The organism is Roseicyclus mahoneyensis (genome assembly GCF_003148775.1).
In the GTDB taxonomy this organism is placed as follows: Bacteria; Pseudomonadota; Alphaproteobacteria; order Rhodobacterales; family Rhodobacteraceae; genus Roseicyclus; species Roseicyclus mahoneyensis.
The window spans coordinates 136,564-161,197 of the sequence record NZ_QGGW01000005.1; the positions used below are offsets into that span (position 1 = coordinate 136,564).

Genomic DNA, 24,634 nt, shown 5'->3' on the forward strand with positions numbered 1-24,634 from the left:
GCGTTTCACTATTTAGGGGCGGTTCGGCGTCAGGCGCGCACTAGGCTCACTCCCTGCAATTCATTACGGCTACGCCATCTTATCAAGGGACTTTCCAATGTTTTATCGGGACGAACGGTTGGCACTCTTCATTGATGGGTCCAATCTCTATGCTGCGGCAAAGGCCTTGGCCTTTGACATCGACTACAAACTCTTGCGGAGCGAATTCATGCAGCGCGGCAAGCTGCTGCGGGCCTTCTACTACACCGCCCTGCTGGAGAACGACGATTATTCGCCGATCCGCCCGCTGGTCGACTGGCTGCACTACAACGGTTTCACCATGGTGACAAAACCCGCCAAGGAGTTCACCGACAGCCAGGGCCGCCGCAAGGTCAAGGGCAACATGGACATCGAACTTGCCGTGGACGCGATGGAGACGGCAGAACATGTCGACCACATCGTTCTATTCTCGGGCGACGGCGATTTCCGCCCGCTGGTCGAGGCGTTGCAGCGCAAGGGCTGCCGGGTGTCGGTCGTGTCGACGATCCGCAGCCAGCCCCCCATGATCGCCGACGACCTGCGCCGGCAAGCCGACAATTTCATCGAGCTCGATGAACTGCGCGAGGTCATCGGCCGGCCGCCCCGCGAACCGCGCGAGGACCGGGTGGCCCTGCATCAGTCCGCCGAAGACTGAGCCCCCCGGCGCAGCACTGTCACCCCAAACGCCTGCACCGCACCCTTTGGGGTGGGGTGCATGTGCCGTGCGCCCTGAACGGCTGTGAATAGGCCGGGAGCGTGACGCCCGACCTCCGCCGACAAGGTGTCAGGGCTGTAGCGCTGCACCGGCAGGTTCGAACAGCGTTCGGGCCCGTCTTCGGCAAAGGTCATGATGATGGCATGCCCCCCCGGCCGCAGCGCAGCAGCCATGCGCGCGACATAGGCCGCGCGCTGATCGGGCTCCGTCAGGAAATGGAACGCGGCGCGGTCGTGCCACAGGGCATAGGCCGCGCTGTCGGGTCGCCATTGTGTGACGTCCCCCACGATCCATCCGACCCTGTCCGCCCGGTCGCCCAAGCGCCCGCGACTGGCGTCCAGCGCCGTCTCCGACAGGTCGAGAACGGTGATGTCCCGGTAGCCTTCCCCGAGCAGATGATCGACCAGCCGCGAGGCGCCGCCGCCGATGTCGATGACCGGGTCTTCGGGCCGCGCGAGATCGCGGATCAGGGACAGCGACAGGCCCGGCACGTCCTCGAACCATGTCAGCGCTTCCTCTTCCCGCGCGCCATAGACGCTGTCCCAATGCGTCGTATTCCCCGCGCCGGTCATCGCAGCACCGATTGCGCGGTGATCTCGTCATGGATGACGATCACCTCGGGGGGCCAAGTGGATTTGATGTAGCTCAGCACGGCGATGATCTCCTCCTCGGTCAGAACATCCCCGAACCCCATCATGTCACTCTCGTATCCGCCGCCGACCACCGCCGCCGTGCCGCGCGTCGTCAGGTCGATCAGTTGCGCATCGGGGTGGTGCCAAGTGTGGCCGCTCGCGTCATGCGGCGGGGCGGGCAGCCGGCCGTTCGGCAGACGCACCTGCCAATCGGGTTGCCCTTCCAGATCGAGCCCGTGGCACGCAGCACAATATGCGGCATAGATCCCCGCCCCTTCGGCCACCACCGCCGCATCCTGCCAGCGCAGGATCTGGCCCGGCGCCTCGGTCGCGCCTGCGGGCCAAAGCGCCACCGCCGCCCCGGTCAACACCAGCACCCCGACCCCGCCGATCATTGCCGTCTTACGCTTCATCCGTCCCTCCCATCACCTGTGGCCCCGGTTCTCGACGCGTCCCCCTGCTGGAAGGCAACCCCCGGACTGGACGGGCGCCGGCTTTGGCCTTACCTCTTCCGTCACGCCGACCTGACAGAGCCAAGCCGCCCGAGGCCCCGATGACCAAGCCGCCCCTCATCATCCATCTCGCCGCCCCGCGCGGCTTTTGCGCTGGCGTCGACCGGGCGATCAAGATCGTCGAGATGGCGCTCGAGAAATGGGGCGCGCCGGTCTATGTCCGCCACGAGATCGTGCACAACAAGTATGTGGTCGACGACCTGCGCGCCAAGGGTGCGGTCTTTGTCGAGGAGCTGGACGACTGCCCGCCCGACCGGCCCGTCATCTTCTCCGCCCATGGCGTGCCCAAATCCGTTCCACTTGAGGCCGCGCGGCGGCAGATGCTGTTCGTCGATGCGACCTGCCCGCTGGTGTCCAAGGTCCATATCGAGGCCGCCCGCCACCACGAGGCCGGCCTGCAGATGATCATGATCGGTCACGAGGGCCACCCCGAGACGATCGGCACAATGGGCCAGCTGCCCGAGGGCGAGGTGCTGCTGGTCGAAACGGTCGAGGATGTGGCGCGCGTCGCGGTGCGCGACCCCGCGCGGCTGGCCTTCGTGACGCAAACGACCCTCTCGGTCGATGACACCGCCGAGATCGTCGCGGCGCTTCAGGCACGGTTCCCGGCCATCGTTGGCCCCCACAAGGAAGACATCTGCTACGCCACCACCAACCGGCAAGAGGCGGTCAAGGTCATGGCTCCCATGGCCGACGCAATGCTGGTCGTCGGCGCGCCCAATTCGTCGAATTCCAAACGGCTGGTCGAGGTCGGCGCCCGCGCCGGCTGTCGCTACGCCCAGCTTGTCCAGCGCGCCACCGACATCGACTGGCGCGCGCTCGAAGGCATCCGTAGCTTGGGCATCACCGCAGGGGCCAGCGCGCCGGAGGTGCTGGTCAACGAGGTCATCGACGCCTTCCGCGAGCGCTTCGAGGTGACGGTGAAGCCCGTCGTGACCGCCGAGGAAAACGTCGAATTCAAGGTGCCCCGGGTGCTGCGCGAGACGGCCTGAACACGGGGCGGGCCGTCGGCATTGCGGGACGAAGCGGACTTTGGCAGAGCGGTAGGAATGGGTCTACAAGTGTTTAATGGACCACTGGCAGGAACGCGACAGATGCAGAGGTTGATTGTTACCGGCGCGAACGGAGCGGGAAAAAGTCACATCTCAAGCCGACTGCGTGATGCGCGGCCCGGGATACCGCTTGTTTCCTTCGATGCGATCAAGCTGACGAGCGACTGGAAACAAAGGCCTAGAAAAGAAATAGACGCGACGCTGTCGCAAGTGGTCGCAGGAGAGGCTTGGATAATCGAGGGTGGTCCAAGCCTTCTTTCTCAGGCACTTCCAAGAGCACAAGCCGTCATTTGGCTCGACCCTCCGGAGTTGGTAAGAGCATGGCGTCTCTTGATCCGTCCTTGGCGCAGCCTTGGACAAACGCGCCCGGAACTCCCTCCTGACAACATCGATTGGCCGCTCCAGCAGTATCGTTTTGCCATTCGCAGCATCAAGAATGGGTCAAGGTTCCGCAGTTACATTTCTTCGTGCCTGGCGGCTGCAGAGCCCCCGCGCGTTTGGCGTTGCAGGAACCAAAGCCAAGTCGAGAAGGCGGTTGACGAATGGCGTAGTTCTGGCGGCTAAGGGCTCAAACCCGTCAGTGGCCACCCGAGTTGTTCGAGAGAGCATGACGCCGCCCGACACTCGCCCGTCCGACCTCTCCCCTCCGTGTAGGGTGCGCCTTCAATCGCACCACGGTCAATCCCGCTATGGCCACCGCCCCCGCACCGTCTATTTCCCGCACAAAAGGGCCCGCGCCATGACCGACTACATCACCTTTGACGCCGTCATCGAACCGCTCGACTGGGGCGGCACGATCTACACCATCGTGCGCCTGCCGCCCGAGGTGCTGGCCGCGCTTGGCCCGACCCGGAGGGTGGAAGGCGAGTTTGCCGACCATCCCGTGAACCTCGCCATCGCCCGTGCCCCGGTCGATGTGATCGACGGCGCGTTCCTGTGGTCGGGCAAATCCCTTCTGGACCGCACCGGCCTGCGCCCCGGCGAGGGGTTCGAGGCCCGTCTGCGGCCCGCGTCCGACGATATGGTCGAGGTGCCGCGCGACGTGGTGACCGCGTTGCGCTCGGGTGGCGCGCTCGCTGCGTGGGAGAGGCTGACACCCGGCAAGCGCCGTGGCCACCTGCACCGGATCGAGACCGCCAAACGGGCCGAGACCCGCGCGGCCCGCATTGCGGGGCTGGTCCGCGACCTGATTGGGTGATGGCTCTCGCTCGCGCTTGCGCGATCTGACGCGCCATCGCATGATCGACAAGACCCGACCCAATCCGACACGCCACCCCGGGGCCCGGCCTCGCCATGCCATGAGACCCCGATGCTCTCCACCCAGTTCCTTCTGACCGCCTTCGTTGTCGTCCTCGCGCCCGGAACGGGTGTCGTCTACACGCTCGCCGTCGCGCTTGGCCGTGGGCGCGCGGCCTCTGCATGGGCAGCACTGGGCTGCACCTTGGGCATCGTGCCGCACCTGTTGGCCGCGACGCTCGGGCTGGCCGCGGTGCTCCACACCTCGGCCGTTTTGTTCAACATCGTGAAATTCGCGGGCGTGGCCTATCTGCTCTATCTGGCATGGTCCGCGCTCCGCTCGGGTGGCGCGCTGCGGGTGGAGCCGCGGACAGAGGTGGAGCCGGGCCTTGCCGTCGCGCGCCGCGGTGCGCTGATAAACGTGCTGAACCCAAAGCTCTCGATCTTCTTCCTGTCGCTCCTGACGCCTTTCCTGTCGGGCAACCCCGACACGGTGACGCATGAAATCCTCCTCCTCGGCGGTGTCTTCATGGCGATGACGCTGGCGGTGTTCCTCGTCTACGGCGCCTTTGCCGCCGCGGCCCGCGACTGGGTCCTCGGGTCCGCCCGCATGATGGCTTGGCTCAACCGGTCCTTTGCGCTGATCTTCGCAGGCCTCGCGGGGCGGCTGGCGCTGGAACGCGCCTGAACCCTTGCCCCGATCCGCGCCGCAGGGCAGATAGCGGCCATGACGCGCATCCCGACCTCCGCTCTGATCCTCGGCCTCGCGGGCCTTCTGCCCTTCCTCTACGGGGCGCTGTCGGTGCTGGTGCCGTCCACCGCAGGCCTGGGCTTCGCCTGGAGCCCCAACCATACCGGCGTGGCGCTGTTGCAGATCTACGGCATCGTGATCCTGTGCTTCATGGCGGGCGTGATCTGGGGCTTCGCCGCGCGGGCGGAGGGGCGGGAGGCGACGCTCTTCTACGCCCTGTCCGTGGTGCCTGCGATCTTCGTTTTCCTGACTGCCTTCGCCCAGCCGCGGCCGAGTCTCATCATGCTGATCCTTGGCTTCATGGCGCTGCTGGCCATTGACGCAAGCGCCGCGCGGCAGGGGCTTGCGCCGGGCTGGTGGATGCGTCTGCGCCTGATGTTGACAGTGGTCGTGGTGCCCTGCCTTGCCATCGGCATACTTGCATGAGGGCCGTCCATGCCTGATCTTTTCGCCTACACGGATGGTGCCTGTTCCGGCAACCCGGGCCCCGGCGGTTGGGGGGCGCTCTTGCAGGCCAAAGACGGCGAGACCGTCGTCAGGGAGCGCGAACTGAACGGCGGCGCGCGCGACACCACCAACAATCGTATGGAACTCTTGGCCGCCATCGCGGCGCTGGAGGCGCTGGAGCGCCCCTCGGCCATCACCATCATCACCGACAGCGCATATGTGAAAAACGGGGTCACCGGCTGGATCCACGGCTGGAAACGCAACGGCTGGAAAACCTCGACCCGCAAACCGGTCAAGAACGAGGATCTCTGGCGCCGCCTCGACGAGGCGCAGGCGCGCCACAGCGTGACATGGGAATGGGTCAAGGGCCACGCTGGCCACCCCGAGAACGAACGCGCGGATGAATTGGCCCGCGCAGGCATGAAGCCGTTCAAATGACAATCCTGACGGCGCTCGATTATGCCGCCGTGCTGGTCTTTGCCTTGTCAGGCGCGCTGGCGGCCTCGCGCGCACAACTCGACATCGTGGGCTTTGCCTTTCTCGCCAGCCTGACGGCGCTTGGTGGCGGCACGGTGCGCGACCTTTTGCTCGACCGCAACCCGGTGTTCTGGATCGCCGACCCCACGCCGCTGGCCATTGCCTGCACCGCCGCCGTGCTGGTCTTCTTCACCGCGCATCTGCTGGAAAGCCGTCAGGCGGTCATCACATGGCTCGACGCGCTTGCCCTGCCCATTGCGGTCGCAGCCGGTGTGCGCGCCGCGACCGAGACAGGGCAAAGCGTGCCGATCATCTTGATCATGGGGATTGCAACGGGCTGTTTTGGCGGTCTTCTGCGCGACATCGTGGCCAACGAGGTGCCGCTCCTGATCCGCACCGGCAAGCTTTACGTCACCGCGGCCTTTGCGGGCGCCGGGGCCTATCTTGTCTCGGGCCTGTTCTGGCCCTCTGACATGCTCTCGCTGGCCGCCTGCATTCTTGTTTGCTTCACGCTGCGCGCCGGATCGCTGCTCTATGGCTGGCAAATGCCGGTCTACAAACCGCGCTCGCCGCGCAGCTGACGCAAGCCCCCCACTTTCATCTTTCCAAAAATATGCAAGGCCGCCGCGCGACATTCCGCGCTGCCGCTCGTGGTCAGCGCCGCTTGCGGTCCTGCCGCCGCCGGTTGGCGTATTCCGTAGGGATCAAGATCAACGCGGCCGCAGATCCGACAATGGCGGTGACACCCGGCGAGCCCAGGCTGATGCCGAAGAGCGCCCGCAGGAAATACAGGATCAGCACCGCCCCGAAGGCGATGAAGACCGACGGGATGATCCCGTTATGGGTCCAGCCCCATTTCTCGAACAAGAAGGCGACGACACCGGCCAGCATCAGCGAGCCAAAGAAAGAGAACAAGATCATGGCTCACCCCCAACCACAGTACCGGGCGCGATACGCGCGCCTCTCAAAAAAGCCTCTGCCGCCATCCGGGGTTTGCCCTCGGGCTGAACCTCGGTCACCTCGACCGCACCCGACCCGCAGGCGACGGTCAGGCCCGTCAGCACCGTGCCCGGTGCGCCCGATCCCGCTGCAAGACGGCTTGCCACCAGTTTCACCCGCTTGCCCCCGATCATGGTCCAGGCCCCCGGAAAGGGCGACAGCCCCCGGATCTTGCGGTCTATGTGGGGTGCCGCCTGCGTCCAGTCCAGACGCGCCTCGGCCTTCTCGATCTTTTCGGCATAGGTAACGCCTGCGACGGGTTGGGGCATGGGCACCAGATGCTCAAGCCGGGCCAAGGCGTCCACGATCGCCTCGGCCCCCAGCGCCGACAATCGGTCATGCAACGACCCCGCCGTTTCCTCCGCCCCGATGGGGATGGCGTGGCTGAGCAGCACCGGCCCGGTGTCCAGCCGCGCCTCCATCTGCATGATGCACACGCCCGTCTCTTCATCCCCCGCCATGATCGCCCGCTGGATCGGCGCGGCGCCGCGCCAGCGTGGCAGAAGGCTTGCGTGGATGTTCAGGCAGCCGTGCGCCGGCGCGTCCAGCACCGCTTGCGGCAAGATCAGCCCATAGGCGACGACCACGGCGATATCGGCCCACAGCGCCGCGAACTCGGCCTGCGCTTCGGGCGTCCGCAAGCTCTTGGGGTGCCGCACATTCAGCCCCATCGCCTCGGCACGGGTCTGCACGGCGCTCGGTCGCTCGGCCTGTCCGCGCCCGGCAGGGCGGGGCGGCTGGGTGTAGACGCAGGCGATCTCGTGCCCGGCCCCGGCAAGCGCGTCGAGCACCGGCACCGAGAACTCCGGCGTTCCCATGAACACGACCCGCATCAGCGCGCCCCTTTCAGCGCGCGCTTGAGCAGCATGTTGCGCTTCACCTTGGACAGCCGGTCAAAATACATCTGGCCCGCCAGATGGTCGATCTGGTGCTGGACCGATGTGGCCCAAAGCCCGGTGAATTCCTGCCGCACGCGCATCCCGTGATGGTCGGTAAAGGCCACGGTCACGACAGCGGGGCGGGTGACCTTGGCCCAGACGCCGGGCAGATTGGGGCTGGCTTCCTCGTGATCGTGCACAGCCTGCGAGGCCGCGATGATCTCGGGGTTGGCCATGCGGATCGCTTGCCTGCGCGCATCACTCGCATCGACCACGGCCAGCCGCAGCATCACGCCGATCTGGGGCGCGGCCAGACCCACGCCCGGCATCGCGTCCATCGTCTCGATCATGTCGTCCCAGATCGCGCGGATCTCATCCGTGATCGCGCCCACATCCCCCGCCGCTGTTCTGAGCCGCTTGTCGGGCCACATCACGAAAGGGCGCCGCATCCCGCTCACGCCTTTTCCCGCGCGCGGTCCTTCTTGAGCTTGACCATCTTGCGGGTGATCAGCTGTCGCTTGAGCGGCGTCAGGTAGTCGATGAACAAGACCCCGTTCAGATGGTCGATCTCGTGCTGCACGCAGGTGGCCCAAAGGCCGTCGAAATCTTCCTGCTGCGGGGCCCCGTTGCGGTCGATCCAGCGCACCGTAACCTCGGCGGGGCGTTCGACATCGGCATATTGATCCGGGATCGACAGGCAGCCTTCCTCATAGACGTTGCGCGTGTCGGACTCGGCCACGATCTCCGGGTTGAACATCGCCAGCGGGCGCGGCGTGGCCCCTTCGCCCTTGACGCAATCCATCACGATCAGCCGTGCGTCCACGCCCACCTGTGGCGCGGCAAGGCCAATGCCAGGTGCTGCATACATGGTTTCCAGCATGTCATCGGCCAGCCGGCGCAGATCGTCCGACAGATCGGCGATCTGGGGCGCGGTCTTTTTCAGCCGTGGGTCGGGATGGATCAGGATCGGGCGTTTCATGGGCGTCCATTTAGGACAAGCGCAGCCCCGCCGCAATAAGCGTGGTCCAAGGGTTGCGCTTGCCGTTTTCCCCGGTAGCGTGGCGCGGTGCAGACAGTGACGGAGCCCCCCATGTCCTTCGACGAGATCATCGACCGCCGCGGCAGCCATTGCGTGAAATGGGACATGATGCAGACGCTCTACGGCGTCGCGCCCGACGAGGGGCTTTCGATGTGGGTCGCCGACATGGAGTTTCGCCCGCCCGCCTGCGTGCAAGATGCGCTGCAAGCCATGCTCGATCACGGGATCTACGGCTATTTCGGCGATGACAGCGCCTACAAGGGCGCGATCTGCTGGTGGCTGGAAAACCGCCATGGCTGGCAGGTTGACCCCGACTGGATCTTTACCACCCATGGGCTGGTGAACGGCACCGCCATGTGCCTCGACGCCTTCACCAAGGAAGGCGACGGGATCGTTCTTTTCACGCCGGTCTACCACGCCTTCGCCAAGGTGATCCGCGCCTCGAACCGCGATCTGGTGCAATGCGAGATGCCCATCGTGGACGGGCAGTATGTGCTCGATTTCGACACCTGGGATGCGCAGATGCAGGGCCATGAAAAGATGCTGGTCCTGTGCTCGCCGCACAATCCCGGTGGCCGCGTCTGGACGAAGGCTGAGCTTGAGGGCGTGGCCGAGTTTGCCAGACGTCACGACCTTATCCTTGTCTCCGACGAGATCCACGCCGACCTTCTGATGCCCGGCCAGCGCCATACGCCCATGGCGCTGATCGAGGGCATCGCTGACCGGCTGGTGATGATGACGGCGGGCACCAAGACCTTCAACATCGCGGGCGCGCATGTGGGCAATGTCATCATCCCCGACGCAAGCCTGCGCGCGCGCTTCGGCGCGCGGATGATGGCCTTGGGCATGTCGCCCAATTCCTTCGGACTGCATATGGTGACGGCGGCCTATTCGCCCGCCGGTGCGGCTTGGGTGGATGATCTGTGCGCCTATCTGGCGGGCAACGCCAAGGTCTTCGATGACGGGATCAACGCCATTCCCGGCCTCAGGTCGATGGCGCTGCAATCGACCTATCTGGCTTGGGTCGATTTTGCGGGCACCGGCATGACGCGCGAGGAATTTACCGCGCGGGTGGAGCAAGGCGCCAAGATCGCCGCCAACCACGGCCCGACCTTCGGCACCGGCGGCGACAGTTTCCTGCGCTTCAACATCGCCGCCCCGCGCAGCACGATCGAGGATGCCGTGGCGCGGATGCAAAAGGCGTTCGGCGACTTGCAATAGGGTGCGCAATCTGCCCGCCACACGGCCAATGGCGGGCAGATTGCCACTTTACGCCGCAGCGCAGCGCTTGCATGCCGCAACGCAATATCCTATCCCCTGACGCAATCGATACGAAACATCCTTGCGCAAGGTATAGACCCATGAGCTTCCGCCTCCAGCCCCCGCCCGTCGCCCGCCCGAACCGCTGCCAGCTTTTCGGCCCCGGCTCGCGCCCGGCGATCTTCGAGAAAATGGCGGCCAGTGCGGCGGATGTGATCAACCTCGATCTCGAGGATTCGGTCACCCCGAACGACAAACCCGAGGCGCGCAAGAATGTCATCGCGGCCATCGGCGATGTCGACTGGGGCACCAAGACGCTGAGCGTGCGGATCAACGGGCTCGACAGCCCCTATTGGTATCGTGACGTGGTGGACCTGCTGGAACAGGCCAGCGAACGCCTCGACCTCATCATGATCCCCAAGGTGGGCTGTGCCGCCGATATCTACGCCGTCGACGCGCTGGTGACCTCGGTCGAGGCCGCGATGGGCCGGAAAAAGCGGATCGGCTTCGAGATCATCATCGAATCCGCCGCCGGCATCACCCATGTTGCCGAAATCGCCGCCGCCAGCCCGCGCCTGCAGGCGATGAGCCTTGGCGCCGCCGATTTCGCGGCCTCGATGGGGATGCAGACCACCGGCATCGGCGGCACGCAGGAAACCTACTACATGCACCACGCAGGCGCGAATTACTGGGCAGATCCGTGGCATTGGGCGCAGGCCGCCATCGTGGCCGCCTGCCGCACCCATGGCGTTTTGCCGGTCGATGGCCCTTTCGGAGACTTTTCCGATGACGAGGGGTTCTTGGCGCAGGCCCGCCGGTCCGCCACGCTGGGCATGGTCGGCAAATGGGCGATCCACCCCAAGCAGGTGGCGCTGTCGAATTCTGTCTTTACCCCGTCCGAGGCTGCCGTGGCCGAGGCGCGCGAGATCCTCGCCGCAATGGAGCAAGCCAAGGCCGAAGGGCAGGGCGCGACCGTCTACAAGGGGCGGCTCGTGGACATTGCCTCCATCAAGCAGGCCGAGGTGATCGTGAGACAATCCGAGATGATCGCGGGCGGCTGACGGGCAGCATGGGGCCGCGGCGCAGTTGCATCCGGCCCCTTGCCCGGCCATATACCACCAAAGGCCGCAGCGATCGGGCACAACCACCATGACCACCTATCTCGACTTCGAAAAACCCCTCGCCGAGATCGAAGGCAAGGCCGAGGAATTGCGCGCGCTTGCCCGCCGCAACGAGACGATGGACGTGGAGACCGAGGCCGCGGCGCTGGACAAGAAGGCCGCGGATATGCTGCGCGACCTCTACAAGGACCTGTCGCCTTGGCGCAAATGCCAGGTCGCGCGCCATCCTGACCGGCCGCATTGCCGTGACTATATCCGTGCGCTGTTCACCGAATATACGCCGCTGGCGGGCGACCGGAATTTCGCTGACGATCATGCAGTCATGGGCGGTCTGGCCCGGTTCCGCGACACGCCCGTGATGGTGATCGGCCATGAAAAGGGCCATGACACCAAGACCCGGATCGAACGCAATTTCGGCATGGCCCGCCCCGAGGGCTATCGCAAGGCCGTGCGTCTGATGGAACTGGCAGATCGTTTCGGCCTGCCCGTGGTCACGCTGGTCGACACGCCCGGCGCCTACCCCGGCAAGGGCGCCGAGGAACGCGGCCAGTCGGAGGCGATCGCCCGCTCCACCGAGGCCTGTCTGACGATCGGCGTGCCGCTGGTTTCCATCATCATCGGCGAGGGTGGATCGGGCGGGGCCGTGGCCTTTGCTACGGCGGACCGGTTGGCGATGCTGGAGCATTCGGTCTATTCGGTCATCTCGCCCGAGGGATGCGCCTCGATCTTGTGGAAGGATTCCGAGAAGATGCGTGAGGCCGCCGAGGCGTTGCGCCTGACCGCGCAGGACCTCAACAAGCTGGGCATCTGCGACCGCGTCATCCCCGAACCGATGGGCGGCGCACAGCGCGATCCGCAGGCGACCATCGCCGCCGTGGGCGAGGCGATTGCCGCACTGCTGGACCCGCTGGTGTCCAAGGACCGGGCCGCACTGATCAAGGCGCGGCGGCGCAAATATCTCGACATGGGATCCAAAGGTCTGGCCGCGTGATCACCCGCCGCGCGCTGCTGGCGGCGGCGGCACTGGGGCTGGCCCGGCCTGTTCACGCGCAGGGTCACGCATTGAGGGAATTGTCAGGCATGACACCGGCCACGGCGCTTGACTGGAGCTATCTGGGCGACGCCGTCATGGGCGGCGTGTCGCAGGGCATGGCCCGGATCGAAGCGGGCGCGCTGCGCCTGACCGGCACCGTGTCGACGGCCAATCGCGGCGGCTTCATCCAGGCGCGTATCGCGCTGCCGGGCGGCCTGCCCGAGGGCGCGACAGCCCTGCGCCTGCGGGTTCGTGGCAATGGCGAGCGCTATTTCATCCATCTGCGCACCACCCGGACGGCGCTGCCCTGGCAGTATTACCAGCAGGGCTTTGACACCGGGCCGGACTGGGCCGAGGTGGTGTTGCCCTTGACGGGCTTTGCCGCCTCGGGGCGGTTGATGGTGGGGGCGGTGCGGCCCGAGGAGGTACGCTCTGTCGGGTTGGTCGCCTATGGGCGCGACCATGTGGCGGATGTCTCGCTGGCGGCACTGGGCGCGGTTTGAGTCAAAGTGGTTCGCCGCGCGTTGCGCGTCGACCCGGGCGAGGGGGTTTCACCCCCTCGCGCTCCCCCAGCATATTTCCGGAAAGATGAAGGGGCGTCAGAGGGTTGCGAAATGCGCCGTGAGGCGCGCGGCCTCCTTGTCGAGACCGAAGGGTGGGTTGACCACGAAAAGACCCGAGCCGGTCATGCCATGACCCGGGCGAGCGGGAGGAAAGCGGACCTCGTGTGACAGGGCATCGGGGAAAGTGGCGCGCAGGGTTTGGACCATGCCCGCCTGAGCCCCCAAGGCGAGGATCGGATACCAGAGCATCATGACGCCGACGTTCCACTTGCGATGGAGCTTTGCCATCAAGTCCGGGATGCGGTCGTAATCCGTCTTTATCTCATAGCTCGGATCGATGAGCAGAAAACCCCGGCGGGGCTCGGGAGGTGTTCGGGAGAGAGCCATGGCGAAGCCGTCCTCCTGCACCACCTCGACATATCTGCCGGGCAGCGCCCCGCGCAGGGCCGCAACCTCGGCCGGGTGCAATTCGGCGAGCGTCATCGCATCGAAGGGGCGCAGCAGCGCCGCCGCGATCAGGGGCGAGCCGGGATAGGCGGCGGGACCATGTGCGGCGATGACGGATGCGCGGGCGCGGGCATAGGGGTGGTCGGGGGGGAACCATTTGGCCACCCGCGCGATGCCCAGCGCCGCCTCGCCGGTCTTGACGGCCTCGGGCGCGTCGAGCCGGTAGAGGCCGCGCCCCGAATGAGTCTCGAAATAGCTCAGCGGCTTGTCCTTGGCCGTCATGTGGCCGAGCGCTGTGGCCAGAGCCGCGTGCTTATGGACATCGGCGAGGTTTCCGGCGTGATAGGCGTGCTGGTAGGACAGCATCGCGCTACCACATCCGCTTTGGCGCTTCGCTGGGATAGCTCAGATCGTAGCCATCGGCGTCGAAGCCCGCGTCACGTTCAGCGATGAACTGGCCCGCCGAGGGCAAGCCCGCACTGTCATCGCGCGTCCAGAGGCCGGATCGCATCAGCGCCTTGGCGCATTGGAAATAGACCTCGGCCACCGTCACCACGACCACCACCTTCGGGTGCTTTCCGCCCTGCTCGAAACTCAGTGTCATCTCCGGATCAATGCTGACCACCGCGCGCCCGTTCACCCGCACCACGTTCAGCGATCCGGGCACCATCACCATCAGCGACACGCGCCCATCCACCACGATGTTGCGCAGTCCATCCAGCCGGTTGTTGCCGCGCCAGTCGGGCAGAGCCAGCGTGCGGTCATCGAGGATGCGCAGCACCGGGCCATCGTCGCCGCGCGGGCTTGCGTCGGTGCCCTCGGGGCCGACGGTGCACAGGACGCAGAACCGCGCGGCCTCGATCCAGCGCCGGTAGAGCGGGGTCAGATGATCCACGACCTTGCTCAGCGACGTGGGCACCGGCCTGTCGTAGAGCGCCTCGAGCGCCGCGATATCCTCAACGATGCGCATGGAACCCTGCCTCCGCCATCAGCCGGTCCGAGGCGCCTTCCACCTCCGCCTCGAGCCGGGCCATGAAATCATCGCGCGGCAGGCCCGGTGCGATCTCGGGCAGGAATTCGACGACCGCGAGACCGGGTTTGCGCAAGATGCCATGGCGTGGCCAGAAGACACCGACATTGGTGGCTACCGGCACGCAGGGCTGGCCCAGTTGCTCGTATAATGCGGCAGTGCCGACCTTGTAGGGCTTGGACACACCGGGGGCGACGCGGGTGCCCTGCGGGTAGATGATCAGCTGCCCGCCCTCCTGTTTGCCCGATTTCACATCGGCCAGCATCTTGGCGATGGCCGCGCCGCGCTTGCCGCGGTTGACCGGGACAGAGCCGATGCGCAGTGCGTATTGGCCCAGAAGCGGCGCGAACATCAGCTCGCGCTTCATGATGAACTTGCCGCGCGGGACAGCGTTGTAGATCAGCATGATGTCGAGGAAACTCTGGTGTTTGGCCGCGATCATCACCTCGCCGGTCGGGGGGGTGCCGCGCACCTCGGTCTTGAGGCCGGTCATCCAGCGCAATGTCCAGAACACCCAGCGGGAATAGGCGTGGCAGGCGGCGTGTGCGCCTGCGGGCGAGACCACGGCCCATGGGAAATAGAGGATCGAGAAGATCAGCATTGCCACATACATCTGGGCGATGAACGCGAGCGATCGCAGCCACTGGATCATCTGAGCCCCCTGAGCGTACGAAAGGCCGCGATTCGCGTGGCCCAGAATGCGATGACGGCCGCCAGCGGCGGGATCGCAAGCGGCAAAAGCCAGCCCGCGCCTTGAAACCCGAGGCCGGTCAGGAAGGCACCTTCCTCGGCGGCGCTGGGCAAAAGCGCCACGGCGATCATGCCCAGCACGGCCCCCATGCCCGCCCCGGTCAGCGCGCGCCGGGTGAAGCGTCGCACGAAGGCCCGCGCGATATAGGTATCGCGCGCGCCGACCAGCCGCATGACGCGGATCACCTGCTCGTTCGAGGCCAGCGCCGCCTGTGCCGCCAGCGTGATCATCGCGGCTGTCGAGGCCAGGATCAGCATCAGCGAGACCAGCCCCAGCAGCCGCAGACGGTCCGCCGCCGCGATCAGCGGCGCGCGCCAACGGGTATGATCGTCCAGCACAGCGCCGGGCGCCTCGGCGGCGAGACGTTGGCGCAGGCCGGCTGCGTCATAGCCCTCGGGTGTCTCGATCACCTCGATCAGGCGGGGCACCGGAAGGTCGGCCACTGGCAGATCGGGGCCGAACCACGGCTCCAGCAGCGCGCGTTGTTCATCGTCAGACAGCGCGCGGGCGCTGTCCACGCCGGGGGTCTGTTGCAGAACGGCCAGCACCGCCCAGGTCTGCGCCTCGATCTCGGCCTCGGGCGCCGACAACCGGATGGTGGAGCTTTGCGCCAGCGCTTCGGCCCAACGGTCAGCCAGCCGCCCCGAGGCCAGCGACAAGGCCAGCGCAAAGACCGCCAGAAAGGCCATCGCGCCGGATACAGCCAGCGTAAGTTTGGCAGCCTGCCCGCTGCGCGGGACCACGCGGTCGGCCTGCGCCTCGCCCTTGAGCAGCCCGATGAGATCGCCCGCCACGCTCACAGATCCGCCCCCGCCGCACTGACGCGCCCGCCTGCCAGCCGCAGCACACGGGCCTGCACTTGCGCCTTGGCGGCGCGGATCAGGGCCATGTCATGGGTGGCGATCAAGACCGTCTTGCCCATCTTGTTCAACGCGCACAGCAGTTGCAGAAGGCGCAGCGACATTTCCCAATCCACATTGCCGGTCGGCTCGTCGGCAAGGATCAGGTCGGGGTCCATGATGATCGCGCGCGCCAGTGCCGCCCTTTGCCGTTCGCCCCCCGACAGTTCCGGCGGCCGGGCCTGCGCGCGCGCCGACAAGCCGACCCATGCGATCAATTCGTCGAGGTTGGCATCTTGCGCCGAGCTGTCACGGCCCGCGACGGTCAGCGGCAGGGCGATATTCTCGCGGATCGGCAGATGGTCAAGGAACTCGCAATCCTGATGCACCACGCCGATGCGCTGGCGCGTGAGCGCGATCTTGTCGCGGTCGAGCCGGGCGGCATCCTCACCGAATATCGTCACCGCGCCGGTGGTCGCGACCAACTCGGCATAGCACAGTTTCAGAAAGGTGGTCTTGCCCGCGCCCGAGGGGCCGGTCAGGAAATGGAACGATCCCGGTGCCAGCCGCAGGCTCAGCGCGGACAGGATCGGCTCGGCCCCGTAGCCAAAGGCGGCGTCGTGCATGTCGATCACGGATGGCACCCCCAAAGCAACCGGCCGGTCCTGTCTTGCAACGGATGGGGCGCGGTTGCAATCGGGCGAGACGCTAAAGCCTTGGAAAGATCGGGGGGCGTTGATACAAGATGTGTGAAGATGCCACGCGGCTCAGCCCCTATCTTGGGCAGACAGCCATCGGCTTCCGGGGGTAAGACGGTAAAGAGATGCGGCTGACCTGTCCCAATTGCAGCGCCCGCTACGAAGTGGCCGACAGCATGGTGCCGCCCGAGGGGCGCGACGTGCAATGCTCGAACTGTTCGACGACATGGTTCCAGCCCGGCCGCCGGATCGAGGCGCGGCCGACCGTGACGGTGACCCGCAGCACCCCCGCCGCCGAAACGGAGGTAGCGCAACCACCACCGACCGCTGCCGAGCCTGAGCGCACACCCGAGGCACCTTCGGCCACGCCCCCCGCACCGGAGCTTGCCGGGGATCAGCCGCGCCGCCGCACGCTCGACCCCGACCTGCGCAGCATCCTCGAGCAGGAGGCCGAGCGCGAGGCGCGCCTGCGCCGCGCCGAGGCCGACCCGGTCGAGACGCAAGATGAGATGTCCCTCGGGCAAGAGCCCGAGGATGCCCATCGCGCGCGACGCCGGGCCGAGCTTGACGCCGCGCGCGATGCATTCGACAGCGATCCCGCCGCCGAGGCCACGACCGTGTCCTCGGCGCGCGACCTATTTCCCGACATCGACGAGATCAATTCCACCTTGCGCGATACCGGCGACCGTTCGGGCACCGAGGCGGATGCCAGCGACATCGATACGCTCGATACCATCCCGCGCCGCCGTCGCGGCACGCGGATCGGCTTTCTTCTGGTGTTGGCCATCGCGGCGGGGGGCGCAGCGCTGTATACCAACGCCGACACCGTGGCACGCGCGGTGCCCGCGCTCGAGCCTGCCTTGTCGGGCTATGTCATGGTGGTGAACGGCGCACGGTTCTGGCTTGACGATCTGGCTCAGGGTCTGGCGGGCGCGACGCCCGAGGGTTGACGGCTCAGAACTGGTCCAGCAGACGGCGCAGATAATCGCGTTCCAGCTCGGGGCGTTCCTGTTCGGCCGAGCGGCGCCGCAATTCCTCCAGCAATTCGCGCGACCGGCGGAACGCCTCTTCCCGGTCAGCCATCGCCTCGTCCGATCCGAAGGAGCCCGAATTGCCTGCCTGACGCCCCAGCGGGTCCTGCATCGGTCGGTTCGGGGCCATGTTGCCCTCGGCCATGCCCTGACCGGGTTCTTCCCCGGTCTGGTCCTGCGCCAGCGCGCGGCCCAGTTCGCTCATGCCTTCGCGCAGGGCCTCCAGCGCCTGTGATTGCGCGTCCAGCGCACCGGCCAGATCGCCATCTTCCAGCAAACCTTCAGCCTCTTCCATCGCGCGCGCAGCCTCGTCCAGCCGCCGAAGCGCCTCGTCGCCGGCCTCGGTGCCGGCGCCGGGCAGACGTCCCTGCTGCTCCTCCAGCATACGGCGCAGCGCCTCTTGCCGCTCGGCCAGCGTCATGCCCTCGCCCTCGCCATCGCCCTGCGGCTGGCCGTTCTGCGCCTGCCCCTGCTGGCCCTCTTGCCCCTCGCCTTGCTCGCCGCCGGGTTGCATCTCGCCTTGCTGGCCTTGCTGCCCTTGCTGGCCGGGTTGGGGGCGGCCCGGGTTCAGCCGGTCCTGCAGTTCACGAAAGGCGTCGTCCGACAATTCCTGCTGGTCGCGGAGCGTATCTTGCAGGCCCTCCATGGCGCGCTCGCCGGGCGTCTGCGGTCCGTCGCCCCCTTCGCCGCCCTGCGTCATCTCCATGTTTTCCAGCATCTGCTGCAGCGCATCGAGCATTTCCTGCGCCTCGGCCATCCGGCCTTCCTGCATCAATTCCTCGATACGGCGCATCATTTCCTCGAGGTCGTTCATCGACAGTTCCATGCGCTCAGCCCCGCCATCCGGGCGATCCTCGCCGGGCTGGGCGTTTTCGGCCAATTGCTGCATGTAGTCGTTCATCGCCTCGCGCAATTCCTGCATCAGTTGCGCGATCTCCTCGTCGCTCGCGCCTTGGCGCATCGCCTCGGACAGCCGCTCCTGCGCTTGGCGCAGACGTTCCAGAGCATCGTCCAGATCGCCCACCTCCAGCTCCATCGCGGCGTTCCAGAGCAGTTCCGCCACGTCGTCGCGAGTCTCGATCGTGATCAACTCGGGCGCAGCCTCCAGCTGCGCGATGGCGCTGCGGATCTGCAGATAGACACCCTCGTCCAGCCCCTCCTCGGGGTCTTGCGTCAGCGCGCGCAGGATCTGCGCCGCGCGCCGCGCGTTTTCGCGCGACCACAAGATATCCCGCCGCATCTCGATCAACGCATTGGCCAGCGGGTCGAAGAACCGCCGCCCGGGCAGGCGGGGCACGTCGTAGCGCACGGTGCCGATCTGGCCCGCGTCATCGGTGACGGTCAGCGTCAGCGTCACCGGCAGGTTGGCAAAGGGATGCTGCGACAGATCCTCGAGCAGCACCTCGGAAAATTCCGCGCGCGAGCCCCGGAAGGGCATCGGCAGGTCAAGCGTCAACGCGGGCTGCGGTTCGGGCGCGACCGCAAGGCCGTAGCGGCGGTGGACCGCGCCTTCGTCCAGCCGGATCGTCGCCGTGCCCGAGGCGATGCCGTAATCATCTGTCGCAGTGAAAGCGAATTGCATCTGGCCCGGCGGCTCCCCCTCGACCTCGCCATCGAGCACTACGGAGGGCGCCTGATCGGGCAGCACGGAAATCGCCCAGCTGCGCCCCATCGGCCCGTTGACGGTGAAATCGCCCGAGCGTTCCACCGTTACCGATTGGGCGTATGCATCCGTGCTTTCGGCGGGCAGGGGGCCGACATCCGTGGTGATCGAGATCCTGCCCGGTTCGCCATAGCTGCGAAAGGTGATGCGCGACCCCACGGGCGTGGCGAAGCTTTCGGCGAAAATCTCGTTGAGGTAGAGCGACGGCAGACCGGTGTAGACCGGCGGCTCCACCCATCCCTCCCAGCTTGGCCCCGAGGCGATGGCAGGCCCGGTTCCGAAAGTCACCGCTTCGCCGACCTCGCCCACCCGGCCAATGGTCCCGAACAACACCGCCATGGCCAGTGCCGTCGCCGCCACATAGCGCAACGCGAAAGGGTCTTGCCGCGACAGGCGCAGATCTGGTTCGGGTGCGCGGGCGGTCGCGGCGCGTGCGGCCATGCGGCGCAGGTGTGCGGCCCAGACCGACTGCGCCGCCGGATCGCCCGCGCCGATGGCGGGGTGATCCAGCAGGGCCGAGATCGGGCGCCCCGGCATGGTGCGGTCCAGCCGCCCCAACGCCTCGTCGCGGGTTGGCAGACGGAACTGCATGACGCCGCGGGTGATCAGGGCAGCCAGCGCCAGCGCCAGCACTGCAAGCCCCGACCACAGGGCGGTCGCCGACAGGCCGGAGACCGCGCCAAAGGCGAAACCGGCCACCGCCACGAAGATGACCGACCAGACCGGCCAGAAGGCGCGCGCCGCGCGCTCGGCCGCCATGCCCGCCCATGTCAGGCGCAATGGCCAGATCAGGCGCGCCAAGGCGCGGTCGGTCGGGCCGTTCGGGGGGGGCTTGGTCATGGTCCCTTTCCGGGGCGCGGGTCGCCCCACGGGCTTACACCCATGAGGGAATAGTATCCCGGTTTATGATCTCGTCAAATGTCGGGCGCGCGCGAATGACGGCCATGTGATCGTCTTTCACCAGAACTTCGGGGATCAGGGGGCGCGTGTTGTATTCGCTCGACATCACCGCACCATAGGCGCCCGCACTGCGAAAAGCGACCAGTTCGCCGGGGCCTATGGCGGGCATCTGCCGCTGCTTGGCAAAGGTGTCGCCCGATTCGCAGACCGGGCCAACGATGTCATAGGGCCGCTGGTCCAGACCCGGCGCGGGTTCCACGACCGGGATGATGTCATGCCACGCGCCGTACATCGCAGGCCGGACCAGATCGTTCATCGCCGCGTCAAGGATCAGGAAATCGCGCCCCTCGCCTTCTTTCACATAGATGACCGAGGCGACAAGGATCCCCGCATTGCCCGAGATCAGGCGCCCCGGCTCGATCTCGATCTCGACGTCCAGATCGTGGAACACCTCACGGATCAGCGCGCCATATTCCGTGGGCAGGGGCGGCGCGGTGTTCGACCGCTCATAGGGAATTCCAAGGCCGCCCCCCAGATCAAGACGGCGGATGTCATGGCCATCCGCCCGCAGGCGCAGGGTCAACTCGCGCACCTTTTCATAGGCAAGGCGGAACGGCTCCAGTTCGGTCAGCTGGCTGCCGATATGCACGTCGATGCCGATGACCTCGATGCCGGGCAGTTTCGCGGCCATCGCATAGACCGCTGGCGCCTTGGCGATGGGGATGCCGAACTTGTTCTCGGATTTGCCGGTGGCGATCTTTTCATGGGTTTTCGCGTCGACATCGGGGTTCACCCGCACGGTGATGGGCGCGGTCACGCCCAGTGATGTCGCCACCTCGGACAGTGCGATCAGCTCCGGCTCGCTTTCCACGTTGAACTGCCGGATGCCGCCCTTCAGCGCCATCCGCATCTCGTCCTTGGTCTTGCCGACGCCCGAAAACACGATCCGCTCGCCCGGCACGCCAGCGGCCTTGGCGCGCAGGTATTCGCCGCCCGACACCACATCCATCCCCGCGCCCAAGCCCGCCAGATGGGCGATCACGGCTTGATTGGAGTTCGACTTCATGGCGAAGCATACAAGGTGCTCCATCCCTGCCAGCGCCTCTTCGAAGAGACGGTAGTGGCGGGTCAGCGTGGCACAGGAATAGACGTAGAAGGGCGTGCCGACCTCAGCGGCGATCTGCGGCAGGGGCACGTCCTCGGCATGCAGGATGCCGTTCCGGTAGAGAAAATGATCCATCGTAGCGCGTCCCTCGGCCCGTTCCGCGCGGCAGGTAGCACGGGGCGCGCGGCGATCAAAGAGGCGTGGCGCGCGCCTTGCCCGCCCGCTAGGGTCCGCGACGGGACAAACAGGGAGATGCCGCATGGCCAAGACCGTCATCATCGAGGCCCCGGGCGGGCCGGAAGCCTACAAGATCGTTGAGCGTGACGTCGGCGCGCCGGGCGCGGGCGAGATCCGCATCCGCCACCACGCCTGCGGGCTGAATTTCATCGACGTCTACCAGCGCTCGGGCCTCTATCCGCTGCAAATGCCCCATGCGATGGGCATGGAGGGCGCGGGCGTCATCGAGGCCGTGGGCGAGGGTGTGACGCATCTCAAAGCGGGCGACCGCGCGGCCTATGCCGCCATGCCCCCCGGCGCCTATTGCGAGGCCCGCGTGATGAAGGCGGCGCAGGTCTGCCCGTTGCCCGATGGTATCTCCTTCGAGGAGGGGGCGGCCATGATGCTCAAGGGCATGACGGTGGTCTATCTCTTCCACCGCACGACGCCGATGGTTGCGGGCGATACGGTGCTGTTTCATGCCGCAGCGGGCGGTGTGGGCCTGATCGCCTGCCAATGGGCGAAATCCATGGGCATCCGCCTGATCGGCACGGCGGGCAGCCCCGAGAAATGCAAACTTGCCGTCGACCACGGGGCTGACGCCTGCATCAACTACCGCGATCCGGATTGGGTGGCGCAGGTGCGCGCGCTGACGGGGGGCAAGGGCGTCGATGTGGTGATGGATGCCGTCGGTAAAGACACGTTCGACGGCTCGCTCGATTGCCTGCGGCCCTTGGGGATGATGATTTCCTTCGGCAATGCCTCGGGCCCGGTGCCGCCCTTCAACCTTGCCACACTCGGCGCCAAGGGGTCGCTCAAGATCACCCGGCCGACGCTGTTCACGCATATCTCGGACCCTGACACCTGTCAGGCGATGGCGCGGCAGCTGTTCGACAAGGTGGTGTCGGGCGCGGTCAGGATCACGATCGACCAGCGTTTCCCGCTTGCGGATGTGGCCGAGGCGCATCGCGCGCTCGAGGGGCGCAAGACCACGGGGCAGACGGTGTTGATGGTGTGACTGGGTGGGGTGGGCAGATTGCCCACCCTACGCCCGGGCCTTCAGGAACAACGCCAACGGCAAACCGCAACTGACTCCGATCCCGAAGGTCGCGGGGATGACAAGCAGGAACCACCGATCCCCGCGCGCCACCTCGACCAGCGCCCAGATCGTCAGCGCGATGGCGGCAATCGTCAGGTCATAGACCAGCGCGCTGGTGGCATCGTTCACCCACCACGCGTCGATCATCGGCCCGAGCGCCCAGCCATGTTCCGAAAACCACGCGTAGAAATACGTCCAGGGCAAGATCGCGCCGACAATGACAAGCGCGAGGTAGACGAGGCGAAGGGGGGTCATGGGCGATGGTCCTCTTTGTGGCCGTTTACAGGTAGCGCAGCCGCACGGTTCCTGCCAGCACCCCCCTGCGACACCGTGATGCCGCGTCACGATTGACCATCGCCCTAGTCTTGCCTACGCAGGCACGAAATATTGTTGCGCGAGATGCCACGCGCACGGTCCGCAAGATAGCCAGGGGAACCCAGATGTCCGAACCGATCCGCGAAAGCATGGACTACGATGTCGTCATCGTGGGCGCAGGCCCTTCGGGCCTGTCTGCCGCGATCCGGCTGAAACAGATCGACCCCGACCTCAACGTGGTGGTGCTCGAAAAGGGTTCCGAGGTCGGCGCGCATATCCTCTCGGGGGCCGTGCTCGACCCCGTTGGTCTCAACCAGTTGATCCCCGACTGGAAGGCCAAGGGCGCGCCGATCACCGTGCCCGTGCGCGAGGACAAGTTCTATGTCCTGGGCGAAGGCGGCGGCATCCGCATCCCCAACAGCGTCATGCCGCGCCTGATGAACAACCACGGCAACTACATCGTGTCGATGGGCAATGTCTGCCGCTGGATGGCGCAGCAGGCCGAGGATCTGGGCGTCGAGATCTTCCCCGGCATGTCCTGCTCCGCGCTGGTCTATGGCGATGATGGCGCGGTGGCGGGTGTGATCGCGGGCGAATTCGGCCGCAACCCCGACGGCACGCAAGGCGACGCCTACGAGCCGGGGATGGAGCTGCGCGGCAAATACGTCTTTCTCGCCGAAGGCGTGCGCGGCTCGCTGACCAAGGAAGTCTTGGCGAAGTTTGACCTGCAAAAAGACAGCGGCCCGCAGAAATTCGGCCTCGGGATGAAGGAAATCTGGGAAATCGACCCCGAAAAGCACGTCGAGGGCCGCGTGATGCACACGATGGGCTGGCCACTGGGGAAGAACGCGGGCGGCGGGTCCTTTATCTATCACCTTGAGAACAATCAGGTCTATGTTGGCTTCGTGGTGCACCTGAACTACGAGAACCCGCATCTTTACCCCTACATGGAATTCCAGCGGTTCAAGCATCACCCGATGGTGGCCGAGCTGCTCAAGGGGGCCAAACGCATCGCTTACGGCGCGCGCGCCATCAGCGAAGGCGGCTGGCAATCCATGCCCAAGGCGGTCGCGCCCGGCGTCGCCATCCTTGGCTGCGGCGTGGGACTGGTGAACGTGCCCCGCATCAAGGGAAACCACAACGCCATGCTGTCAGGGATCGAGGCCGCCGAGGCCGCCGCCGCTGCCATCGCACAGGGCCGTGCCAGCGATGAGCTGACGGCCTATGACGATTACCTCCACAAGGACGGGCCTATCGCCCGTGACCTCAAGCCCGTGCGCAACGTCAAGCCCCTGTGGTCGAAATACGGTCTGCTCGGCGGTGTCGTCCTTGGCGGGATGGACATGTGGACCAACAGCCTGTTCGGCGCGTCCTTTTTCGGCACGATGAAGCACACCCGGACCGATGCGCAGGCCACCGGCAAGGCCCGCGATCACGCGCCCATCGACTACCCCAAACCTGATGGCAAGCTCAGCTTCGACCGGCTGACCAATGTCAGTTTTTCCATGACCAACCACGAGGAACACCAGCCCTCGCACCTGCAACTCAAGGACGCGAGCGTTCCGATCTCGGTGAACCTGCCCGAATACGCCGAACCCGCACAGCGCTATTGCCCGGCCGGTGTCTACGAGGTGGTGGGCGAGGGGGCCGAGGCGCGCTTTGTCATCAACTTCCAGAATTGCGTTCACTGCAAGACCTGCGACATCAAGGATCCGTCGCAGAACATCCACTGGACGGTGCCGCAAGGCGGCGATGGACCCAACTACCCGAACATGTGATCGGTAAAGCGCATGAAGCCATGGGCCCT

At 66.2% G+C, this 24,634-nt stretch carries 28 protein-coding genes; 14 read left to right on the forward strand and 14 right to left on the reverse strand.

The features are described 5' to 3' along the window. Window positions 1–97 precede the first annotated feature (97 nt). On the forward strand, window positions 98–673 hold the full coding sequence (locus tag C7455_RS11755; RefSeq protein WP_109668445.1) for a LabA-like NYN domain-containing protein: 576 nt from the start codon (window positions 98–100) through the stop codon (window positions 671–673). Here C7455_RS11755 and C7455_RS11760 read toward each other — a convergent pair. After that, window positions 655–1,305, reverse strand: a complete 651-nt coding sequence (locus C7455_RS11760; RefSeq protein WP_109668446.1) for a class I SAM-dependent methyltransferase — start codon at window positions 1,303–1,305, stop codon at window positions 655–657. The two genes, C7455_RS11755 and C7455_RS11760, sit on opposite strands and share 19 nt — an antisense overlap. After that, window positions 1,302–1,778: a c-type cytochrome gene (locus tag C7455_RS11765; RefSeq protein WP_109668448.1), complete on the reverse strand. Its 477-nt coding sequence runs from the start codon at window positions 1,776–1,778 to the stop codon at window positions 1,302–1,304. Before C7455_RS11765 ends, C7455_RS11760 begins: the two co-directional genes overlap by 4 nt. A gap of 140 nt (window positions 1,779–1,918) precedes the next feature. On the opposite strand from C7455_RS11765, the gene ispH reads away from it, so the two are divergent. The 6 genes from ispH (at window position 1,919) to C7455_RS11800 (ending at window position 6,421) form a co-directional block, all read left to right on the forward strand. Continuing rightward, window positions 1,919–2,869, forward strand: coding sequence for a 4-hydroxy-3-methylbut-2-enyl diphosphate reductase (gene ispH / locus C7455_RS11770; RefSeq protein WP_109668449.1), 951 nt, complete (start codon window positions 1,919–1,921; stop codon window positions 2,867–2,869). A 799-nt stretch (window positions 2,870–3,668) separates the two neighbouring features. After that, window positions 3,669–4,127 (forward strand): YdeI/OmpD-associated family protein, encoded by a 459-nt coding sequence (locus C7455_RS11780; protein ID WP_170119067.1) that lies wholly within the window; start codon window positions 3,669–3,671, stop codon window positions 4,125–4,127. A 111-nt stretch (window positions 4,128–4,238) separates the two neighbouring features. Then, the gene (locus C7455_RS11785; protein WP_109668453.1) at window positions 4,239–4,853 is read left to right on the forward strand and encodes a LysE family translocator; all 615 of its coding nucleotides are present in this window, start codon (window positions 4,239–4,241) and stop codon (window positions 4,851–4,853) included. Window positions 4,854–4,892: 39 nt separating this feature from the next. Then, the gene (locus C7455_RS11790; RefSeq protein ID WP_109668455.1) at window positions 4,893–5,342 is read left to right on the forward strand and encodes a DUF3429 domain-containing protein; all 450 of its coding nucleotides are present in this window, start codon (window positions 4,893–4,895) and stop codon (window positions 5,340–5,342) included. A 9-nt stretch (window positions 5,343–5,351) separates the two neighbouring features. Next, complete coding sequence (gene rnhA, locus C7455_RS11795) at window positions 5,352–5,801, forward strand: ribonuclease HI (RefSeq protein ID WP_109668457.1); 450 nt, start codon at window positions 5,352–5,354, stop codon at window positions 5,799–5,801. Next, window positions 5,798–6,421, forward strand: a complete 624-nt coding sequence (locus C7455_RS11800) for a trimeric intracellular cation channel family protein (RefSeq protein ID WP_109668458.1) — start codon at window positions 5,798–5,800, stop codon at window positions 6,419–6,421. The genes rnhA and C7455_RS11800 overlap by 4 nt, the downstream gene beginning before the upstream one ends. 73 nt (window positions 6,422–6,494) lie before the next feature. Here C7455_RS11800 and C7455_RS11805 read toward each other — a convergent pair whose 3' ends face one another. Genes C7455_RS11805 through def (C7455_RS11820) form a run of 4 tightly spaced genes read right to left on the reverse strand, consistent with a single transcriptional unit; the run spans window position 6,495 to window position 8,696 of the window. Next, window positions 6,495–6,761 carry a hypothetical protein gene (locus tag C7455_RS11805; protein WP_109668460.1) on the reverse strand — a complete coding sequence of 89 codons (267 nt, stop codon included), beginning with the start codon at window positions 6,759–6,761 and terminating at the stop codon, window positions 6,495–6,497. Further along, window positions 6,758–7,672: a methionyl-tRNA formyltransferase gene (fmt, locus tag C7455_RS11810; protein WP_109668461.1), complete on the reverse strand. Its 915-nt coding sequence runs from the start codon at window positions 7,670–7,672 to the stop codon at window positions 6,758–6,760. The genes C7455_RS11805 and fmt overlap by 4 nt, the downstream gene beginning before the upstream one ends. Beyond that, entirely contained in the window at window positions 7,672–8,166 is a 495-nt protein-coding gene (def, locus tag C7455_RS11815; RefSeq protein ID WP_109668463.1) for a peptide deformylase, read from the reverse strand. Before def (C7455_RS11815) ends, fmt begins: the two co-directional genes overlap by 1 nt. Window positions 8,167–8,171: 5 nt before the next feature. Continuing rightward, window positions 8,172–8,696, reverse strand: coding sequence for a peptide deformylase (gene def, locus C7455_RS11820; RefSeq protein WP_109668464.1), 525 nt, complete (start codon window positions 8,694–8,696; stop codon window positions 8,172–8,174). Between the two features lie 111 nt (window positions 8,697–8,807). On the opposite strand from def (C7455_RS11820), the gene C7455_RS11825 reads away from it, so the two are divergent. From C7455_RS11825 to C7455_RS11840, 4 genes are all read left to right on the forward strand, one after another. Continuing rightward, window positions 8,808–9,977, forward strand: a complete 1,170-nt coding sequence (locus C7455_RS11825) for a MalY/PatB family protein (RefSeq protein ID WP_109668466.1) — start codon at window positions 8,808–8,810, stop codon at window positions 9,975–9,977. Window positions 9,978–10,117: 140 nt separating this feature from the next. Then, window positions 10,118–11,077 carry an L-malyl-CoA/beta-methylmalyl-CoA lyase gene (locus C7455_RS11830; RefSeq protein ID WP_109668467.1) on the forward strand — a complete coding sequence of 320 codons (960 nt, stop codon included), beginning with the start codon at window positions 10,118–10,120 and terminating at the stop codon, window positions 11,075–11,077. A gap of 88 nt (window positions 11,078–11,165) precedes the next feature. Next, a complete protein-coding gene (locus C7455_RS11835; RefSeq protein ID WP_109668469.1) occupies window positions 11,166–12,128 on the forward strand; it encodes an acetyl-CoA carboxylase carboxyltransferase subunit alpha in 963 nt (320 codons plus the stop codon). Then, the gene (locus C7455_RS11840; RefSeq protein ID WP_109668471.1) at window positions 12,125–12,673 is read left to right on the forward strand and encodes a CIA30 family protein; all 549 of its coding nucleotides are present in this window, start codon (window positions 12,125–12,127) and stop codon (window positions 12,671–12,673) included. Before C7455_RS11835 ends, C7455_RS11840 begins: the two co-directional genes overlap by 4 nt. Before the next feature lie 96 nt (window positions 12,674–12,769). Here C7455_RS11840 and C7455_RS11845 read toward each other — a convergent pair whose 3' ends face one another. The 5 genes from C7455_RS11845 to C7455_RS11865 are packed head-to-tail and all read right to left on the reverse strand — an operon-like array spanning window position 12,770 to window position 16,426. Next, window positions 12,770–13,546 (reverse strand): 23S rRNA (adenine(2030)-N(6))-methyltransferase RlmJ, encoded by a 777-nt coding sequence (locus C7455_RS11845; protein ID WP_109668473.1) that lies wholly within the window; start codon window positions 13,544–13,546, stop codon window positions 12,770–12,772. A gap of 4 nt (window positions 13,547–13,550) precedes the next feature. Further along, a complete protein-coding gene (locus C7455_RS11850; protein WP_109668475.1) occupies window positions 13,551–14,150 on the reverse strand; it encodes an MSMEG_1061 family FMN-dependent PPOX-type flavoprotein in 600 nt (199 codons plus the stop codon). Next, window positions 14,137–14,862: a lysophospholipid acyltransferase family protein gene (locus tag C7455_RS11855; RefSeq protein WP_109668476.1), complete on the reverse strand. Its 726-nt coding sequence runs from the start codon at window positions 14,860–14,862 to the stop codon at window positions 14,137–14,139. The genes C7455_RS11850 and C7455_RS11855 overlap by 14 nt, the downstream gene beginning before the upstream one ends. Next, window positions 14,859–15,755, reverse strand: coding sequence for a cell division protein FtsX (locus C7455_RS11860; protein WP_109668681.1), 897 nt, complete (start codon window positions 15,753–15,755; stop codon window positions 14,859–14,861). Before C7455_RS11860 ends, C7455_RS11855 begins: the two co-directional genes overlap by 4 nt. Before the next feature lie 2 nt (window positions 15,756–15,757). Continuing rightward, window positions 15,758–16,426 carry a cell division ATP-binding protein FtsE gene (locus C7455_RS11865; RefSeq protein ID WP_425450643.1) on the reverse strand — a complete coding sequence of 223 codons (669 nt, stop codon included), beginning with the start codon at window positions 16,424–16,426 and terminating at the stop codon, window positions 15,758–15,760. Between the two features lie 197 nt (window positions 16,427–16,623). Here C7455_RS11865 and C7455_RS11870 point away from each other — a divergent pair, with 197 nt between their 5' ends. Beyond that, entirely contained in the window at window positions 16,624–17,448 is an 825-nt protein-coding gene (locus C7455_RS11870; protein WP_109668479.1) for a zinc-ribbon domain-containing protein, read from the forward strand. A gap of 4 nt (window positions 17,449–17,452) precedes the next feature. Here the strand turns inward: C7455_RS11870 and C7455_RS11875 are convergent, their stop codons facing one another. Both C7455_RS11875 and lysA read right to left on the reverse strand, forming a co-directional pair. After that, window positions 17,453–20,032, reverse strand: a complete 2,580-nt coding sequence (locus C7455_RS11875) for a DUF4175 domain-containing protein (protein ID WP_245904312.1) — start codon at window positions 20,030–20,032, stop codon at window positions 17,453–17,455. Between the two features lie 34 nt (window positions 20,033–20,066). After that, window positions 20,067–21,332: a diaminopimelate decarboxylase gene (lysA, locus tag C7455_RS11880; protein ID WP_109668481.1), complete on the reverse strand. Its 1,266-nt coding sequence runs from the start codon at window positions 21,330–21,332 to the stop codon at window positions 20,067–20,069. A 124-nt stretch (window positions 21,333–21,456) separates the two neighbouring features. Between lysA and C7455_RS11885 the strand changes: the two genes are divergently transcribed. After that, entirely contained in the window at window positions 21,457–22,431 is a 975-nt protein-coding gene (locus tag C7455_RS11885; protein ID WP_109668482.1) for a quinone oxidoreductase family protein, read from the forward strand. A gap of 27 nt (window positions 22,432–22,458) precedes the next feature. Here the strand turns inward: C7455_RS11885 and C7455_RS11890 are convergent, their stop codons facing one another. Then, window positions 22,459–22,767 carry a DUF2834 domain-containing protein gene (locus tag C7455_RS11890; RefSeq protein ID WP_109668484.1) on the reverse strand — a complete coding sequence of 103 codons (309 nt, stop codon included), beginning with the start codon at window positions 22,765–22,767 and terminating at the stop codon, window positions 22,459–22,461. Window positions 22,768–22,952: 185 nt separating this feature from the next. Here C7455_RS11890 and C7455_RS11895 point away from each other — a divergent pair, with 185 nt between their 5' ends. Then, a complete protein-coding gene (locus tag C7455_RS11895) occupies window positions 22,953–24,605 on the forward strand; it encodes an electron transfer flavoprotein-ubiquinone oxidoreductase (protein ID WP_109668486.1) in 1,653 nt (550 codons plus the stop codon). Window positions 24,606–24,634 lie beyond the last annotated feature (29 nt).